Origin of the sequence: Akkermansia sp. N21116 (assembly GCF_029854705.2) — a bacterium.
Taxonomy (GTDB): Bacteria; Verrucomicrobiota; Verrucomicrobiia; order Verrucomicrobiales; family Akkermansiaceae; genus Akkermansia.
In genome coordinates this window covers 2725177-2743066 of the sequence record NZ_CP139035.1, presented here as the reverse complement: position 1 = coordinate 2743066, position 17890 = coordinate 2725177, and the positions used below count along the sequence as shown (strand labels likewise).

General features: G+C 54.9%; 12 protein-coding genes. 9 read left to right on the top strand and 3 right to left on the bottom strand.

Translation table 11 applies throughout. The features are described 5' to 3' along the window. Position 1 precedes the first annotated feature (1 nt). From QET93_RS10410 to QET93_RS10395, 4 genes are read left to right on the top strand one after another with little or no spacing between them, the layout of a single operon-like run. On the top strand, positions 2 to 1342 hold the full coding sequence (locus QET93_RS10410; protein WP_280125525.1) for a hemolysin family protein: 1341 nt from the start codon (positions 2 to 4) through the stop codon (positions 1340 to 1342). Positions 1343 to 1373: 31 nt separating this feature from the next. Continuing rightward, positions 1374 to 2012, top strand: a complete 639-nt coding sequence (locus QET93_RS10405; protein ID WP_280131833.1) for an NAD(P)H-dependent oxidoreductase — start codon at positions 1374 to 1376, stop codon at positions 2010 to 2012. Positions 2013 to 2020: 8 nt separating this feature from the next. After that, entirely contained in the window at positions 2021 to 4921 is a 2901-nt protein-coding gene (locus QET93_RS10400) for a PD-(D/E)XK nuclease family protein (RefSeq protein WP_280131834.1), read from the top strand. After that, positions 4918 to 8094: a UvrD-helicase domain-containing protein gene (locus tag QET93_RS10395; RefSeq protein ID WP_280131835.1), complete on the top strand. Its 3177-nt coding sequence runs from the start codon at positions 4918 to 4920 to the stop codon at positions 8092 to 8094. Before QET93_RS10400 ends, QET93_RS10395 begins: the two co-directional genes overlap by 4 nt. Positions 8095 to 8244: 150 nt before the next feature. On the opposite strand, the gene QET93_RS10390 is transcribed toward QET93_RS10395, so the two are convergent. Beyond that, the gene (locus QET93_RS10390) at positions 8245 to 8478 is read right to left on the bottom strand and encodes a hypothetical protein (RefSeq protein ID WP_322190172.1); all 234 of its coding nucleotides are present in this window, start codon (positions 8476 to 8478) and stop codon (positions 8245 to 8247) included. Between QET93_RS10390 and QET93_RS10385 the strand changes: the two genes are divergently transcribed. Then, complete coding sequence (locus QET93_RS10385; RefSeq protein ID WP_322190171.1) at positions 8470 to 10452, top strand: polysaccharide lyase family 8 super-sandwich domain-containing protein; 1983 nt, start codon at positions 8470 to 8472, stop codon at positions 10450 to 10452. The two genes, QET93_RS10390 and QET93_RS10385, sit on opposite strands and share 9 nt — an antisense overlap. Here the strand turns inward: QET93_RS10385 and QET93_RS10380 are convergent. Further along, a complete protein-coding gene (locus QET93_RS10380; protein WP_280131837.1) occupies positions 10407 to 12350 on the bottom strand; it encodes a trehalase family glycosidase in 1944 nt (647 codons plus the stop codon). The genes QET93_RS10385 and QET93_RS10380 overlap by 46 nt on opposite strands. A 126-nt stretch (positions 12351 to 12476) precedes the next feature. On the opposite strand from QET93_RS10380, the gene QET93_RS10375 reads away from it, so the two are divergent. The 4 genes from QET93_RS10375 to hrpB all read left to right on the top strand — a co-directional run bounded on the left by QET93_RS10375 (position 12477) and on the right by hrpB (position 17168). Further along, complete coding sequence (locus tag QET93_RS10375; protein WP_322189974.1) at positions 12477 to 13052, top strand: phosphoribosyltransferase family protein; 576 nt, start codon at positions 12477 to 12479, stop codon at positions 13050 to 13052. An 82-nt stretch (positions 13053 to 13134) separates the two neighbouring features. Continuing rightward, a complete protein-coding gene (locus QET93_RS10370; RefSeq protein WP_280125532.1) occupies positions 13135 to 13512 on the top strand; it encodes a hypothetical protein in 378 nt (125 codons plus the stop codon). Between the two features lie 162 nt (positions 13513 to 13674). Next, positions 13675 to 14586, top strand: a complete 912-nt coding sequence (locus QET93_RS10365) for a phosphatidate cytidylyltransferase (RefSeq protein ID WP_280125533.1) — start codon at positions 13675 to 13677, stop codon at positions 14584 to 14586. Continuing rightward, positions 14583 to 17168, top strand: coding sequence for an ATP-dependent helicase HrpB (hrpB, locus tag QET93_RS10360; protein WP_322189973.1), 2586 nt, complete (start codon positions 14583 to 14585; stop codon positions 17166 to 17168). The genes QET93_RS10365 and hrpB overlap by 4 nt, the downstream gene beginning before the upstream one ends. 34 nt (positions 17169 to 17202) lie before the next feature. Here hrpB and QET93_RS10355 read toward each other — a convergent pair whose 3' ends face one another. Next, positions 17203 to 17784, bottom strand: a complete 582-nt coding sequence (locus tag QET93_RS10355; RefSeq protein ID WP_280131840.1) for a hypothetical protein — start codon at positions 17782 to 17784, stop codon at positions 17203 to 17205. Positions 17785 to 17890 lie beyond the last annotated feature (106 nt).

Below are 17890 nucleotides of genomic sequence, written 5' to 3'. Positions count from 1 at the left end.
CATGGACTGGGAAACGATAGGGATCATTATTGTTTTGATTCTGCTGAACGGATTGTTCGTGGCAGCCGAATTTACGCTTCTGGGCGCTCCCCGGGCCGCTTTGGAACGCCGGTCTTTACAGGGTGGGTTCGGCAGCGGAACGGCCGCTCTCGTCGTCAGAATCTTGAAGAATCCCCGGCTTCAGGACCGCTATATTGCGACGGCGCAGCTGGGCATTACTTTTGCGAGCCTGGGGCTGGGCATGTTCGGCGAGCATGCCGTAGCTGTTTGGATTTACGATTTTCTCGAGCAATTCGGGGCTGAAAACTGGTTCGTGTCTCATGGCATTGCCAGTATTCTGGCTGTTTCGTTCCTGACGTATCTGCACATCGTGCTGGGAGAAATGGTGCCGAAATCCCTGGCACTGATGTATGCCGCGCGATTGTCCCTGATCATTACCATTCCGATGCAATGGATCAAGTTCGCCATGTATCCGCTGGTGGTCGGGCTGAACGCAACGGGGAATTTCCTGTTGAAAGGTCTCGGCATTCAGCGTTCCCTGGATAGTGGGTTTTACCATACGCCGGAGGAGATCCGCTACATTGTGGACGAGAGCCGCTGCCATGGCGCTCTCAATGAGGAACCAGGGCGACTGATGCAGGATTTGTTCGATTTCAATGCTTTGACGGCCCACGAGGTGATGACGCCGCGCGTCCGCATCGAAGGGTTGCGTCTCGGGGCGACCACGGATGAAATCCGTACCATTGTTCGTAAAACGCGGCGGACCCGCTACCCTGTTTACCGGGGTGATCTGGATCATATTATCGGCATGATCCATGCCCGTGACGTGTTCCTGTTGATGAATCGCAACAAGTCTTTGGACGAGTTTGTCGTCCATACGGTTCCCTTCGTTCCGATGACAATGAAGCTGGATGACGTCGCGGAAACGATGCGCGGAGCGAACTCCCGCATGGCGGTGGTAATGGACGAGCACGGCGGTACGTCGGGGTTGATTACGATCCAGGATATTTTTTCCGAGGTGATCGGGGAGACGAACGGCAATTCCCTCCGCAAGGAGGAAGTCGTCATGTTGCCCGACGGTTCCTGCCAGGCTGAGGGGACGATGCGGCTGGACGAAGTGGGGGAATTGTTCGGCAGAGAGTTGGAATATGAATCCGTCGATACGGTCAGCGGTTTGATTCTTTCCCTGTTGGAACGTCCTCCGCGCATCGGAGACAAGGTTTGCTACTCCGGATTTTCCTTTCAGGTACTGGATGTCGAGAACCGCGGCGTGGAACTGTGCCGGATTTCGTATGACGATACTTCGGAGGATTCCTCCGCCGGTGGAGAAGTGACTGCTTGATTCCTTCTTCATTCCGGCCCATACTTGCATCATGAATCCGAAAGACTATTTGGAGGTTCTTGAATGGCGTTATGCATGCAAGAAGTTCGACCCGTCGGCATCCATTGATCCCAGTGTGATGGATGCACTGGAAGAAAGCCTGCGTTTGGCCCCGTCATCCATCGGGTTGCAACCCTGGTATTTCGTAGTCGTTGCAGACCAGGAGCTTAAAAAGTCTCTGCGCGGGATAGCGATGAACCAGTCCCAAGTGGAGGATTGTTCCCGGTTTGTCGTGATGTGCGCCCTTCGCGATCCGTCTGCGGAGGATGTGGAACGCTATCTGGCCCGGGTGGAGGAAATGAGGGCGCCGTCTGCAGAAAAGATGGAAGCCTCCCGCAAGTTTTATTCCGGAGTCCTGTCTTCTCGCACTCCCGAGGAGCGTGCCGCTTGGGCGGAAAATCAAGTGTATCTGGCTTTGGGGTTCCTACTGAGCGCAGCAGCTTTGATGAAAGTCGATTCCTGCGCCATCGGCAGCCTGGACGGTCCGAAGTGCGATGTTCTGCTGGGATTGGACAAGACTCCGTACCGCACTGTGCTGGGGGTTGCCCTGGGGTATAGAAGTCCGGAAGATACTTATGCCGCTGAGGCGAAGGTTCGTTTCCTCCGCGACGATGTGCTGGAAACGAGGTAAGATCCGGCATGATGCAATGCGTCCATCTAGGGTGGAATCGCCGGCTGGTTGAAACAGTGGCGGTGCGTCTTCTTGAGGAGGGTTCTTCCTGGGACGGCCTATTGTTGTTAATACCGACGGTGGAATCAGGTAAACGCTTGCGGGAGGCGCTGGTTCGGCTGGCTCCGGGCCACGCCGTGATTCCCCCCCTGATGATGACGGCTGAAATGCTTTTGGAACGGGCGCACGGGAATTCCGTCCGTGACCGTCTTCTGACGGAATTGGCATGGGCGCGCGTGATTTGCTCCCATCGGGAATCCAATGCCTTGATTCGGACAGCTCCTGTCGAGCGCACTCTTTCGTGGGGGCTTTCCATGGCGGATATTTGTTTGCGGGCACGGAGGACGCTGGGAGAAAGCATGATGCGGTTCGCCGATGTCGTCCGTCATCCGGAGACACCGCCCGAGGAGGCGGAACGATGGCAGGTACTGGATGATTGGGAACGCGAGGCTGTGTCCATGGTTGAATCCTGGGGGGGGCACGACCCCCTTTTGGAAGAACTCGACTGGGTACGGAGCCCCCGGCTGCCGGAAGGTATATGTCGTGTGGTTGTCGCCTGTGTGCCTGATCCCCTGCCTTTGGCGATGCTGGCTTTGCAGAAATGGGCCGATGCTCCGGATGCCTCCTATGAAAACCGGATAGTGGAATGCTGGGTGCATGGACCGGAAGATTTTGCCGTAGATCCCTGGGGAAGGCCTATTGGCCGAAATGTAGATGACGGTGCCGGGGATATGGTCATTCCTCTTCCATCGGGAGAGGAACCGCTCGTTCTTCGTCAGGGACCGGAGGGGATGGTGGAGGAAATCGTCCGTTTTTTTGCGGAATCCGGTTCGGATAATTCCGATTGCTCTATCGGGTTGTGTGATCCGGCGTTTGCGGCTGCCGTGCGGGACGGCGTATCATCGGCAGGATGGAGCGTGTATCGTTCGGGGGGGGACGAATCCGTCCGTACCGGGGTTGTACGCCTGCTGGAAGGAGTGAAGGATGCTATGAATGCCCCGGGTGATTGGTTGCCTGTCGATCAGTTGTGCCGTTCGGGGGTGTTGGCTGCCGCTCTGAAGTTGCAGGATCCGTTCGGCTTGTCCGTCATGCTGGACGAATTGGCTGATAAGCATATTCCGCAGAGCCTTTCCTTTGTCCTTACACTGATGCGGCGAGAAGACGCGGGGGGATGGAAACTGCGCGACTTCGAGAAGATTCTGCAATGGCTGGAAGAATGGACAAAACAGGGAGTCGGCGCTACAGCTGCTTCCCTGGTGGAACGGTTACAGTCCGCAGGGTGGGGCGGAGAGTTCCAGGAGGCTCTTCTCGACAGGTTGGGAGATATGGCGTCGGTGGTGGCTTCCCTGGAGGACGGAATCCCCGGTTTTTCCGTCCGGGATGCTATGGTGTTGTTGTGTCGTGCCATGAAATCGGTTCGCGTGTATGCCGACCGCGACGACCGTGACGTGTCCATGCAGGACTGGATGGAACTGGCCTACGACCCGGCCGGTACTCTCGTCCTTGCCGGCATGCACGAGGGATGCATCCCCGACAACGAATTTGAAGATCCCCTTTTGCCGGAGGGAATGAAGCGCAAGCTCCGGCTAAGGAGCCGGACCCAGCGGTTTTACCGGGATGCGTTTTTATACCGTGGGATGATTGAATCCCGGCGCGAGTGCGGGAGAGTGCGCGTGCTCGTCGCCCGTGAAAATCCGTCTGGCGTGCCCTGCAAGCCGTCTTCCCTCCTGCTGCAATGCCCGGCTGAAGATTTGCCGGAGAGGGTTCTGCTCTTGTTCGGCGATGCCGCGGAGCCGCCGAAGAGCGTTTCCCGTGACGAGACGGGGTGGCATCTCGTACCTCCCGTTCAAAGGAATCCGTGGGCCGATCAGGCGGCGGAGTGGAAGAGCGGCGGGGAGATGGATCTTTTGGTGCGGAGAGTCAGCTTTTCTCCCAGTTTGTTTGCATCCTTCCTGTCGTGTCCCAAGCGGTTCTGGCTGGAGAAGGTATGCCGGTTCGAACGGCTTGATCTGGGGAAGGAGGCCAATGCGATGCAGATCGGAGAGGATATCCACAGGTGTGTTGAACGTCTTGGCCCCGGCGGAGATTTGTACGAAGAACGCCGGGAGGAAGTTTTGTCCCGTGCTTTGCAGGAGGGATTGATGCAGGAATTTTCCAGAAAGTACGGGCAGGAACTAACCCTGCCTCTGCTGGTGCAGAGAGATTACGCATTGCAGCGTTTGGAACGTATGGCGGCGATCCATCTCCAGGCTTTGAGAGAAGGTTGGTCCGTGGTTGGCGTGGAGAAAAAGATCGTCTGGGTTCCCTGGACGGATCTTCCTGTTGAGTTGAACATGCGCATCGACAGGTTGGAGGTCAATGAGCATACGGGCACTCTCCGTGTGGTGGACTTCAAAACGGGCAAGGGTAAAACACCGGAAGAGGCCCATTTGGCGAATCTAAGCGCTCGGGCCGTGTCCATGCTGGCCGAGTGGTTTCCCGGTTTGGAACCGTTGCCTGCCGAAGGGAGAAGCAAATCGCTGCGGCGCTGGCGCAATCTTCAGCTTCCTCTTTACGTTCTGGCCGCGGAAAATATGCTGAGGGAGATGTACGGTGTTTCCGATGTTGTTTCCGCCTATTTCAATTTGCCGATTCTTGCGGAACAAACGGGTATTGTGGAATGGGGGGGGCTAAACCGTGATTTGTTGGAATCTGCCGGAGCATGGGCGCATTTCATTGCGGATATCCTGCTGAACCGCGATTTGTCCGTTTTGCCTTCCGCCGAGTCCCTGGGGTGGGAGACGTACCCGAATGATCCGTTTGCGAAGATTTCTCCGGACGGTCTGGACCATTTGTTTGCGTCTCCGGTCAAGGAAGGAGGCCGGGCATGAATATTCGTCCTTATATCAGTACGCGTATCAGTGCGTCTGCCGGTTCCGGGAAGACCTACCAGCTTTCCCTGAGGTTTATTGCCCTTCTTGTGCTGGGTGTCCCTCCGGAAAGGATGATTGCCCTGACGTTTACGCGCAAGGCCGCCGCCGAATTTGCCGACCGTATCATGTTCCGCCTGGCAAAGGGGGCGGCGGATGAGAACGAAGCGGCTCGTCTGGCCGGGGAAGTAGCGGAAACGATTCGCGGAGGTTCCGACCATCCGGGGCTTGTTCCGGAAGGTACCTGGGACGGCCCTTTGCCTGACCGGGGAGTTTTCCTCTCCTTGCTGCGCTCCATGGTGTCCAACCTGGGGCGTCTGAACATGAGTACGCTGGACAGTTTTTTCGCACGGATGGCTATGGCGTTGAGTCTGGACCTCGGGTTGGCTGCGATTGAAGTGCTGGAAGACGACCGTCTTGCCGACGACCGGGCCCGGGTGCTGCAGGAGTTGTATTCCCATGCTCTGCTGGATGAGGGTGAAAGAGAGGCCTTCCTGACCGGGTTCAAGCTGGCAACGGCCGGGCGCGAGAATGAGAGGCTGGATACCAGCTTACGAGAATTTGTCGAGAAGTACCACGACCTTTACCTTCAGAACCCCGAACGGGAGAAATGGGGGAATGAGCAATGGATCAGGCAGGGAGCATGGTGGAACGGCGCTCCGGAACGCTGGAAAATTTTCACATTGCTCCGGCATTTGGTAGAGGAGCGAAAAGGAGATTTGCCTGCCGGATTTTTCAATCAGCTAGATAAGTTCGTGGAATTTTCCCTGACGGGAGGAACCTTCAAATGGCCGTCGATTTTTTCTACTGAATTCGTGCAGGATCTGCGGCGAGGAATCGGGGATTTTTCATATTCCAGAAAGGAATATCATTTGGATCCCGTGCTGGTGGAGTCGCTTCTTGCCGTATGTGGAGCCGTGGTGAAGGATTTGGTCCTTTCCGGAGCTGAACGGATGCGAGGCATGTATTCGTTGATGAACCGCTTTGAGATGCTGTACAGTGCGCGGGTCAGGGCTGCGGGGCGTTTTATGTTCAGCGATGTAGCCCGTTTGCTTTTGCCTGAGGAATACGGTGGAACGTCCATGAATGGAGAGCTGGCCGAGCCGATGGCGGGATTGCAGTTCAGGATGGATGGCTGGTACGATCACTGGATGCTGGATGAATTCCAGGATACGTCGCTGATGCAGTGGCGCATTGTCGAACCTTTTCTGGACGAGGTTGTCCAGGATGCCGGAGGAGGACGTTCTTTGTTTGTTGTCGGAGATGCCAAACAGAGTATTTATCAGTGGCGCGGAGGAAGTCCGAAGATTTTTGAAGGGCTGGCAACTCAGTCTCCATGGCGGGATGTGCTCCAGGAATGGTCGATGGATGTCAGCTACCGTTCATCGCCGGTGGTACTTTCGTTTGTCAACCACGTCTGCGATTTCAAACGGACGGCTCCCGATGCCTCTCCGGGGGCATTGGACCGTTGGATTTTTCATCCGCATCGGGCAGAAGGAACGGCGGAGGATCTGGACGGTTGCGTCCAGGTATGGGAGGTTGAAAAAACCGACCGTGACGATATCCTGCCTGGCAAACCGGAACACCGTGCCGTGACGGCATTGCTGAAACGAGTCCGCCCTCTGGAACGCGGGCTCGGGTGTGCCATCCTCGTCGGCTCCAATGCCCATGCCGCCGCAATGCGGGAGTGGTTGACCAGTGAACCGGGCGGGGGCTTTGCAGCAGATGTGGAGGCAGACGTTTCCGTAGGATCGGATTCTTCCATCGGGTTGGTCTTGACGGATTTTTTCCGATGGCTGAGCCATCCGGGAGACAGATTTGCCTGGAACCATTGTCTCCAGTCTCCTCTGAGACACTGGTTGTCCCGCGGGACGGAACATACGGTTTGGCGCACATGGAGACGGTTGTATGAATGCAGCGGTGTGTCGGCTGTGCTGACTGAATGGGAAAGACTGTTGGATCGGGAATTGCCGGGACTTTTGACGGATTTTCAACGTAACCGATTGGGAATTTGGAAGAGCGAATCTGCCGTATTCGATGCCAGGGGAGGGAGTTTGGACGACTGGCTGCGCATGGCGGAAACGATGAAGAAGCGCGAACATACCGCTTCGCGCAGCATCCAGATTATGACCTGGCATAAGGCCAAAGGTTTGGAATTCGACATGGTGGTGCTACCGACAGGGCCCATGAAGGCATTTGCCAACAAGACCCATCTGGAGATTCTACGGGAGGAGGATGTCTCCGGCGATGTCAGGAACATGATTTTTGCTCCGCCCTCCGATACGGCCGACAAGGACGAGACTCTGGCTGCTATGACGCGTGCCTGGGCGGAAGAGCAGGAGTATGAAGGATTTTGCAAGCTTTACGTTGCCATGACACGTGCGAAAAGGGCTTTGTATCTGTTTTTGCCTCCGGAACCGAAGACTGCCGCTGCCTCGTGCGGAGTGAGAACGATCCTTCGTCATGCCTGCTCTTCGCTGGATAGCGAGGAAGATTCTCTGGATGGTTCGGCTTTGTCCAATCTGGCAACCATGGGGCATGCATTATGGTATGAAAGCTTCCCTATCGGAGAAAATGCGGAATTGGCCGGGGAATCGGTTGCATACCGTCTTCCTTCTCCCGTACGCCGGAAGAGTTCCTTGTCTCCCTCCGTTCTGGAAGAGGGGGGGATTGTTTTGCCGGAGAGGGGGGCGGAGGATGCTCGTCGCCTGGGAACGCTGGTTCATGCTCTTTTCGAGAAGTTGGAATGGTTCACCGGAGAGTTCCCTCAGGATGGGGCGGATCCTGAAGCCGCAGCAATGGTGAAATCCGCGTTGGAGTCCGATGAATTCCGCAAGTGGCTCATAAGACCCGAGGGCGATGTGAGATTGTGGCGTGAATGTCCGGTGGCAGGCATGATTGAAGGGAATCCGGTCAATGGCATTGCCGACCGTGTGATGTTGCAAGGCGACCGGTTGACCGTTTTGGATTTCAAAACCGATGAGGAAGATTCCCCCTCCGTGCTGGAAACCAGACATGCTCCCCAGCTGAGGTGCTATCGGGATTTATTGTGCCGCGTGTTCCGGGTGCCGGAGGAACGGGCTCAATGCGTCATCCTGGCGGTTCGCTCAGGGAGGGCGGTTGTCTTCCGGTAAAGGGGATGATCTATCGATTTGTTAAATCATGCCGGGCATTGAAAGAGAAGGGAAAGGGAAAACGTATATTTAAAGTATTTCCGGTGGCGTTCCGGTGTGTATTTCCTTATTCTTTCCTTTTTTCCCATGATGTTGCGAACTTCATTTCGATTATCCATCCTGTTTCGCCGCATGTGCGTGCCGGCGGTTTTGTTGTTCTTTGCCGGGGAAGTATTTGCCGTGCAGGAAGATGTTTTTACCGCAATTGAAGACAGGATGATTGAGGAGTTTCAACAAGCTCCCAGGAAGGGCCGTTCCGCGAAGCATGACGGGAGGCTGGAGGGCATCCTGGATTCCCTGCATAAGGACGGTTCGTTCGAGGGTATCGACTACCGGGTGACTCACAGAACACAATGGTCGCCTATCAGACATCTGGGAAATGTGTTTCAGATGTGCCGGAGCTACACGATCCCTGGAACGAAGTGGTATAGGAATAGCTCGTTGAAGGCTGATATCGAGAAGGCATTGCAGTACTGGTACGATGCCACCCCCCGTTGTAACAATTGGTGGATGAACCAGATTGCCGTTCCCCAGCAGATGGGGAGGATTCTTTTACTCATGGATCGGAAGGGAACTCCGGTCGAGTCCGGACTGAGGAAAAAATTGATTGCCCGCATGGAATCCGCAGCTCCCAGCTTGGCCCCCCACACGGGAGCTAACAAGGTAGATGTGGCTATTCATTATATGTACCGGGCTTGCCTGACCCATGACGCCAGGTTGATGAAAATGGCGACGGATGCGTTGTTCGAGCCTTTGTCCTACACGATGAAAGAAGGTATCCAGCATGACAATTCCTATATGCAGCACGGTCCCCAATTGTATGTCGGGGGGTATGGAATGGTGATGATCCAGGGAATTGTGACGAATGCCAAAGCTCTGGTTGGTACGGAGTTTGCCTTGTCCGGTGAAAAGCTTGGAATCCTGAGTCGGTTTGTTCGCGAGACATATCTCCCTTCCATCCGGGGTGGGAGCCTGTCCTGGAATTTGCTGGGAAGAGGGGTGACAAGGCCCGGCTCGCCGTCCCAGAGAGGGTTGCCCTCTCTGCTGGAGGATTTATGCCGGATGGATCCTGCCCACGAGCGGGAATACCGCCAGGCGATCGACCGTATTCGCGGGGATCGCGGACCGGAGTGGGGCGTTGTTCCCGAGAGCAGGTATTACTACCGTGCGGACTATGTGCGGCACCAGAGACCCGGATATTTCTTTGATGTCCGCATGGTGTCGAACCGGACGGCTAGAAATGAACAGGGCGTCGGAAACGGAGAGGGGTTCAAACAGTATTTCCTATCGGACGGAGCGACTGCGTTGCAAATTTCCGGCAAGGAATTCGACGGGATCTATCCGGTGTGGGATTGGTCTGCCATCCCCGGGGTAACATGCCCGCAGATGGAAAAGATACCTTTGGCTCAGAGCTGGGTGGCGATGGGAAAAAATCCGTTTGTAGGAGGGGTTTCCGATGGGATGTATTCGGCTGTCGCATACCGATATGCCGATGATTACCAGGGGATCGACTCTGAAGCGCGGAAGGCATGGTTCATGTTTGACCGGGAGATCGTCTGCCTGGGAAGTGCCATCGGTTCACGAGGGAAGGCTCCCTTGAGAACAACGGTGAACCAGTGTCTTTGGGAAGGCGGCGCCTCTGTTGTGGAAGACGGGAGGGAACGGAAAATTTCCAAGGGAAACCACGAGTGCGGAGGCAAATCGGCCTGGGTGTTGCATGGAGGTGTCGGTTATTGGTTCCCATCAGGAGGGAACGTCAAGGTGGTTGCCCGGGAACAACAGGGTAAGTGGCACGACATCAATACCAATTATTCCGATGAGATTGTCAAAAAAGACGTGTTCTCACTCTGGGTGGATCATGGAATTCAGCCGGAAGCTGCTTTGTATGCCTATGCTATTGTTCCCGGAATCAAGAATGCGGGGGATGTGAAGAACTACCCGGTCAATAACATCGGGATTCTCCGGAACGACGCGACTGTCCAAGCCGTGTATCACAAGGAACTGGATTTACTGCAAACCGTTTTCTGGGAACCTGGGGAATTGGCCTTTAAAGGGGGCGTCATCCGTGTAGACCGTCCCTGCATCCTGATGATGAAAAGACTGCCCCGCAAGGGACTGGTCTTTTATCTGGCTGATCCGACTCAGACTCTGGACAAGGTGACGGTGACTTTGAATCCGGCATCCCGGTCGAAGAAAGTGTTGACGTTTCGCATGGACGGCGACAAAGCCTGGGAGAAAGGACGGACGCATGTGTACGAAATGGACAGGAACCGTTACCTTTCTTTAACATCTTCGGCATCTTTGCCATATTCCCAGTAAAGGAACAGGAGGTCGGCGGACGACCAGCTGAAATGCTGAGCCTTGAGGCGTTCTCCTGTTTGGGAATTATAGTTTTCGTGAATCGGGGCATTTCCCGTTAAGCCTTGCAGGCGTGTGAAAACCTGGTCGGTGTAGTGGTCCGCTTCCCGGATGTAACCGTATTTGCGGAGTCCGGAAATGCCGAAGTACACTTGATTGAGCCAGATTGGGCCGCGCCAATAACCGTTCGGTTCGTAATCCGGGTGGTCGAAGGCCAGAGTCGGAAAGGGAATGTAAGTGGAGAATTTGGTGGGCTTGCTGATGAGATCGTGAACGCGTTCAGCCTGTTCGGGCAGGGCGATTTCAGTCCACAGGGGGGTCCAGCCTTCGCAGCCTTCCACTTTGACGAAGTCTCCGGACTTGAGTTTTTTGTCGAAGAAGTATCCGTGTTCTTTGTCAAAGAAATACTGATGGACATTGGCCGTGCGTTCGGGTTCCTGGAAGTCGCGGCACAGGAGACCGGTGATTTTTTCGAGGATACGGTATTCCTGAGCGAGGTAGGAGTTGAGATCGACGGATTCCTGATCCATGCTCCACGCTTTGTCGGCGTTTTTGACCATGGAGATGTGGTCATATCGGACGGCATTGTCCATGCCGCTTTCCCATCGTGCGGCGATTTCCGATCCGTCGGTGGAGCCGAATTCGCAGATTCCGTTTTTGTCGTTATCGCGGAACTTGTACCACCATTGATGGTAGCGAAGGAGTTTGGGGTACATTTCTTCGAGGAATGACTTGTCTCCGTCCTGTTGCCAGATTTCATAGACTGCCCAGGCAGCGAGGGGGGGCTTGGTATCACGATAGTTGTTGCGGGCCGGATTACTGAAGATGCAGTCTGCAATCATACCGTGTTCGTCCTGATAGTCGAACATGGAACGGACTTGCGATTTGGCAAGTTCGGGATCGAATTGTGCGGTGGCGACGGCTTGCTGCCATGTGTCCCAAGCCCAGAAACCTCCTGCGAAATTGCCGGTGGCATGGGATGGACACATGCCGTCGTGTTTGAGAGCCCCTTTGGCGGAACGCCAGTTGGAAACGAGGGTGACCATGCTCTTGACGGCGATGCGGTCATATAGTTCCGGGCGTCCCGGACGGAGGATTCCGGAGATGTAGTCGTTCCAGCGTTTTTCTTCACGGTCGAGTTCCGGCACCGGATTGTCCTGGATGGAGGCTGCTCGGGCAAGTCCCCGTTCCATGTCGTCCTTATCATTGAAAAAGGAGATGACGATGGTGTTTTCCCGGGTATCTTTGCCGTGGGTACGGGTAGTGGAGTAGGAACCGTCGGGTTGAAGGGCAGGGATATCATCTCTACCGAAGGTAACGGCGGCACATTCGCCATGCGGCAGGAAGAAGATGAGTTGATTGCCCTTCTGTTCGGAACGGATGCCTTTGAATGTAGCCTTTCCTGAGAATTGCCAGGATAAGGGGTTTGTGGAAGAGCAGGAGAGGACGGCGTTGTTTCGGTCGACGAAGCGGAGTTTTTGAGTGAGAGTGGTCTTGCCGTCGTAACTTTTCATGTACAGATGGCCGGGGTAGTAGATCCTCTTCAATGGAGCGAAAACTCCTTGTTCCCCGTAACCGATTTGTACGAGGGAGGGACTGATCCAGAATTTGTTGTCGATGTCGTAGGGACCGCAAAAACCGTTGAGAAAACCGGATTCTTCAGGAAGGGTGAAGCCCATCCACGATCCATGGTCGGTGAACCATCCCGTGCCTCCGTGGTCTCCCCGTGGCGTATGCGAGATGTCCAGGATATCCGGGTAGGAGAGGGTTTTATCGTCTCCGGCATGACCGTTCCATGCGGACAGGGTTAACAGAAAGCCAAAGGACAGGACTGGGAAGATGGAAAGGTGCGATAACATGATATATAGATATATAAAAAGGTGAATGTCCTTAAATACGGCAAACCGGTGGTTTTTCTTTCAAAAATACGGCAAACCGTGGTTTTTCTTTCAAGGCAGGAGAGGGAGCGTTATGCTTTTGAAGCGATGCAGGAAACGTTTACATGCGATGAAGGAGTATTCCGTTTGGTACCTCGCATTGATGAGGAAACCGTGCGGTTGAATGTGAAGGAGATGGCCGGCGATATTGTCGGACATCTGGGGGGCAGGCCGTTCCTGATGATTGTGTTGCTGGAAGGTGCAAAACCTTGGGCTGAATGGCTCCTTAGGGAATTCCCCGTGCGACCGGAGGTTCGGTACGTCAAAGTATCGAGTTATTGCGGTACGGAAACGACGGGAGAGGTGACTCTTCCCCGGGATTGGGGAGTACTGGCTCCCGATATGCCCGTTCTCGTTGTCGATGACGTGTTGGATAGCGGATTGACCTTGAAGGCCGTGAAAGAAGATTTGGAGAATCGTGGCGTTCGTTGCGTGTTGATGGCCGTCGGCGTAGACAAAAAGCCGGGACGGCGCGTTTCGGTCGAAGCCGATTTCAGGGCATTGGAGATGGGGGCGGAGTTTTTGGTGGGATGCGGGATGGATTACAACGGTCATTTCCGGGAGTTACCATATATTGCAACGGTCGTGTTCGAAGGAGATCATAAAAAAGCGCTTCAAGGTTAAAAAGGATGAACATTTGAGATGGTATTTGTGTCATATTCCTTATGGGGTGATTTTACCCACAAATAGGAAGGAGATATGACAAATGAATACTCTGCATGACAAGAAATCAGACCGGACTGCGGATACGGAAGGTATCCTTGATAACCTGTTGATCCGCGATGTGATTGACGATTTGGAAATGGAGCACGCCTTCGGGTGGATTCTGAAACGCCTTCATGACGATAAAGTGTCTCCGGAGCCGGTGCATATGTACAAGACATCGCTGTTCTCGTTTTACGTAAATTATGGAGAAGGAACCGTATTCATTTCTTCCGAATTGGGAGGATGTCATCCTCCGGATCAGAGTTTTCCCCTCGTCTATTTTTATAAGCTGCTGGTTGAGGAATGTCCGTTCCGCGATCCCGATCCGCCGAAGAGGCGGAAGGCTGTTGGTGCTTCCTTTGCTGAAGAAGAAAAGTAGGTTGCTTCCTCCTGCCGGGCGCGGGAGCGTATTCCGGCAGGGGGGGATTTCCTGCGAATTTGTCGATTAGGATGTGGTTTTTCCTTCCGAAAGTACAGGTATTATCGAGAGTGACGGAAAATCATTGTGATTCCGTTGTATTTCATGTAATGACTCGCCTGTATGAGTGATGCTTCCCTCCCTCCTTCCTCCGGTAAATTGCGTACATTTGGCGCGCGCCTGTTCAGCACGGTGATTCTTCTGGGAATTTTGGTTGCTGTTGTATGCTGGGGCAATGTTTGGGGATATCGCGGGGTCGTGTGTATTTTGTGCATGTTGACGGCATGGGAATGGGGAGATATGCTGCGCAAGTCCGGCAAGCCTTCCCAGCCTTGGTTGGCGACGGTGTTCGGGATGGCGTATCCTTTGGCGATGGTCAGCCTTCTGGGGTATTGGGAGTTGAAAGCTCCCGGGTCCTTGAGGAACCTGCCATCGGTACAGGACAAGCTTCTGCCGCTCATGGTCGGGGCTCCCGTTCTTTTGATCGTGATGTCATTCATCTGGGAAATGAGGAGGGTCATCATCGGTAGCCGGCCTTTGCGTTCCGTAGCGGTGACGGTCTTGTCGTTCATTTACCCGGTGTGGATGTTTTCCTTTGCCTTTCTGCTGACCGGATCGGAGCGGCTGTGCATTGTGCTTCTCTTGTTGATTTTGTTGACGAAAGCCTCCGATATTTTTGCTTATGTGAGTGGATTGTTGCTGGGCGGGCGTTTTGTGAAAAGAAAACTGATTCCCCATATCAGTCCGAAGAAGACTTGGGAGGGATTGATCGGTTCATATCTTTTGACCATGGGGGCTGGTGTGGCGGTAGCGATATATTTTGGTGGGTTTACCTGGCAGGTGTTGCCGGGAATGACGTTGTTGTTCCTGCTGGCGGTGACGGGGGATTTGGCCGGATCGCTGATCAAACGGAGTTTGGCCCTGAAGGATTCCAGCGCGATGCTGCCTGGCATTGGTGGCTTTTTTGATTTGATCGACAGTATGGCGTTTACGTTGTCCTGTGTATGCGTATGGCTGATGATGTCCGGAATATGATGTCGGATGATCGCTTGCAGGGCGGACTTCCCATTGAGAAAGTCCGGGAAAGTTTTATGGAGGCAATGGCAGAGCCTTCTCCCCGTGTGTTGCTAAGAGCCCCGACGGGAAGCGGTAAATCGACGGGAATTCCTCCGATGATGCTGGAAGCCGGTCTGGGGGAACGCGGTATGGTACTTGTCGTTCAGCCGAGGCGTATGGCCGCCCGCTTGCTGGCCCGCTATGTGGCCCGGAAGAGTGGAAGTGAACTGGGCCGGGAAATCGGCTATATGGTGCGCTTCGAACGCTGTATTTCTTCGGCAACGCGCCTGGCTTTCGTGACGGATGGCGTGTTGGAACGCCGCTTGACGGACAATCCTGATTTGTCCGGGGTGAGTGCCGTTGTGTTTGACGAATTCCACGAGCGCCGCCTGGCGGGAGACTTGTCTCTGGGCCGCGTACTTGATCTGCAGGAAGGAGTCCGTCCGGATTTGGCTGTCGTCGTTATGTCGGCGACTTTGGAAGTGGAGGGGTTGCAGGAGTTCATGGGGGTGTCCTGCAGGGTATTGGAAGCGTCCGGACGCCAGTTCCCGGTAGAAGTGGCGTATAGGCCGGCAGCTATGGTGCGGGATGGACGTGGGAATATGGTTTATCCTCCGGTGTGGGAACAAGCGGCAGCGGCTGTCGCGACTGAGGCTCGGAAAGAGGATTGCGGGAATATGCTCGTTTTTATGCCGGGAGGATTTGAAATCCGCAAAACGGTAGAGTGTCTGGAGGGGATGTCAGCCTTGAAAGGATGGGAGATTGTCTCTCTGCACGGATCCTTGAGCCCGGAGATGCAAAACCGGGCTGTGGAACCTGGGGGCATCCCCCGCGTCATTGTCTCGACAAACGTTGCGGAAACATCGCTGACGATTGAGGGCGTCCGTACAGTCATCGACAGCGGATTGGCCCGCCATGCCGGGTGGGATGCCCGCCGTGGGATGGATACCCTCCTTATTGAAAAGATTGCTCGGGCGGCTGCCGACCAGAGGGCGGGGAGGGCTGGCCGGGTTGCTGCCGGAAGGTGTATTCGGCTGTGGAGCGAGGCGGATCACGCTCGGCGGTCGGCTTTTGAAACACCGGAAGTGCTACGGGTGGATCTGAGCTCTTCCGTTCTGAACCTCAAATTGTGGGGAGTGGACGATGCCTCGGATTTTCGCTGGTTGACATCTCCCGACTCTGCCGCCCTGAAACGAGCGGAAGATCTTTTGAGTTCATTGGGTGCCCTTGATGCAGGAGGAAAGTTGACCCCGGTAGGGCGTGCAATGCTGAGATATCCTCTGGCTCCCCAGCTGGCGCGCCTGATGGTGGCTGGGAGGGAAGGAGGATGCCTGCCGGAGATGGCGGCCGTAGCCGCTTTGATACAGAGTGAATCGGTGGCGGTCAAAGGGGAACTTCAGGAAGTGTTCCGGGAGAAAGATGATTATACTGACTTCCAGGCTGAATGGCGTGCCGCCTTGCGGGCGGAAGCCTGTCGGTTCGATGTCTGCGAGTGTTCCCGGCTGAACTTGATGGGGCGTGCGTGCCGCGAGGTTTTATCCTCTTACCGCCAGTTGCTTCAGATTGGTGCCCGGGGAGGACGGATGGCATTTGCTCCGGAACCGGATTTTTCCGCTGTTCGCAAATCTGTTGTTAGGGGACTGGTGGAGAGTTTTGCCGATTCATTAGGGACGCGGAATGGAATCGCCTCCAATACCTGCCGCTTAGTTGGCGGGAGAGGAGGAAGAATTTCCTCTGGTTCGGTCGCGATGCATGGTTTGCATTTTGTCGCGGCTGATGTGTCCGAAGTCGGGGGCAGGGGTGTGGAGACGCGCATCGGGCGTTGTACTCTGGTTGATCCTGCGGAATTGAAGGAATGGATGCCGTCCGAGGTGGTCGATGAGGATGGCGCCGTGTTTGACGATATTCGCCGTCGCGTTGTATCCCGCCGCCGGATGATGTTCCGGGATCTTGTGCTGGTAGATAGAGAACAGGGCGATGCCGATCCTGCTGCCGCTGCTGCCATTCTGGCGGAAAAAGTGGCTGACGGTACGTTGAAACTGACTCATTGGGACGATTCCGTCGAGCAATGGATCCGGCGGTTGAACGGCTTGAGACAATGGATGCCGGAACTGGAACTTCCGGGATTCGTCTATGAGGACAAGATTGTTGCGATGGGCATGCTTTGCGACGGAGCGGTTGGCTACAAGGATATTAAAGACCGTGAGGTGATGCCCGTGTTGCATGAATGGTTGTCGCACTGGCAACGTGAGGCTCTTGACAAGTTTGCTCCTGTTTCTTTGTCTTTATCCAACGGACAACATGCGAAAGTCCGTTATGCCGAGGATTCTACTCCGGTGATTGCTCTGACGGTTCAGAGGCTCTTTGGCGTCATGGAGACGCCTCTTATTGCCGATCGACGGGTACCCGTCCGCGTCGAAGTGCTGGCGCCAAACCAGCGACCTTGGCAAATTACCGCTTCTCTGGAAAGTTTCTGGAAGACGGGCTACACCCAGATGAGAAAGGATTTGGCCGGGCGCTACCCCAGGCACAAATGGCCGCCGGAAGCTCCGGGACTGTAGGCAGGTGGATGGATTTTTCCGCGCATTTCACTCCTTAATCTTGTTTTTCGGGGGATGATTCCTGTTGTGATGAGTTGTCGGACGCGGAGGAGGAATCGGCATCCGAGTCGGGGAGGGGAGTTTTCGTCGGCATAGGATCATAAGTGGGGAGTCCGATAATGCCTTCGTTACCGGAATGAGCGGCATCTGTATCCGTTGTATCGGATGGTATCGTGACAGGAGTGACTTCTTTTTCCTTGCTGTCGTCGGAAGTTTGTTCCCGGCTTTCGGGTTCGGCCAGGTTCTGGTAGCGGAAGACGATATCCCCTTCTTCTACGGAACCGCTTCGGATGTCGGCCGGAACTCGGAGCCTGCCGATGCGTTCCGCCGTGACGACGAGATTGGCGATGCGGGAGCTGGCCTCTCCTTCCGGAGATTGGGAAATCAACGTTGTTCCTGCTTCCGGGACGGCTCCGAACAGGCGGATCAGTACATAGTTGTAATTTTTGTACACATGGTCGACTTTACCAACGTATACGGGGGTACTTACGGTTTTCTCGGCTTCTTTCGGTTCCTGGGAACAGGAAGCGAGAAAGAGGGCGGCGCACAATGCGGCAGGGATAGTCGTCCGGTTCACGGCTTTACTTTGTAGCAAATTGACGGACGTTCGGCAATTCGTGATGATGGAAATCTTCAAATTGCCGCGAATTTGTCCGGCTGACGTGAGATTATTGTTGCCAATT

Coding starts and splice junctions, on each gene's coding strand:
- QET93_RS10380 (WP_280131837.1), bottom strand. CDS start 12,350: ATGTTATCGCACCTTTCCATCTTCCCAGTCCTGTCCTTTGGCTTTCTG.
- QET93_RS10365 (WP_280125533.1), top strand. CDS start 13,675: ATGAGTGATGCTTCCCTCCCTCCTTCCTCCGGTAAATTGCGTACATTT.
- QET93_RS10395 (WP_280131835.1), top strand. CDS start 4,918: ATGAATATTCGTCCTTATATCAGTACGCGTATCAGTGCGTCTGCCGGT.
- QET93_RS10405 (WP_280131833.1), top strand. CDS start 1,374: ATGAATCCGAAAGACTATTTGGAGGTTCTTGAATGGCGTTATGCATGC.
- QET93_RS10400 (WP_280131834.1), top strand. CDS start 2,021: ATGATGCAATGCGTCCATCTAGGGTGGAATCGCCGGCTGGTTGAAACA.
- QET93_RS10370 (WP_280125532.1), top strand. CDS start 13,135: ATGAATACTCTGCATGACAAGAAATCAGACCGGACTGCGGATACGGAA.
- QET93_RS10375 (WP_322189974.1), top strand. CDS start 12,477: ATGCAGGAAACGTTTACATGCGATGAAGGAGTATTCCGTTTGGTACCT.
- hrpB (WP_322189973.1), top strand. CDS start 14,583: ATGATGTCGGATGATCGCTTGCAGGGCGGACTTCCCATTGAGAAAGTC.
- QET93_RS10410 (WP_280125525.1), top strand. CDS start 2: ATGGACTGGGAAACGATAGGGATCATTATTGTTTTGATTCTGCTGAAC.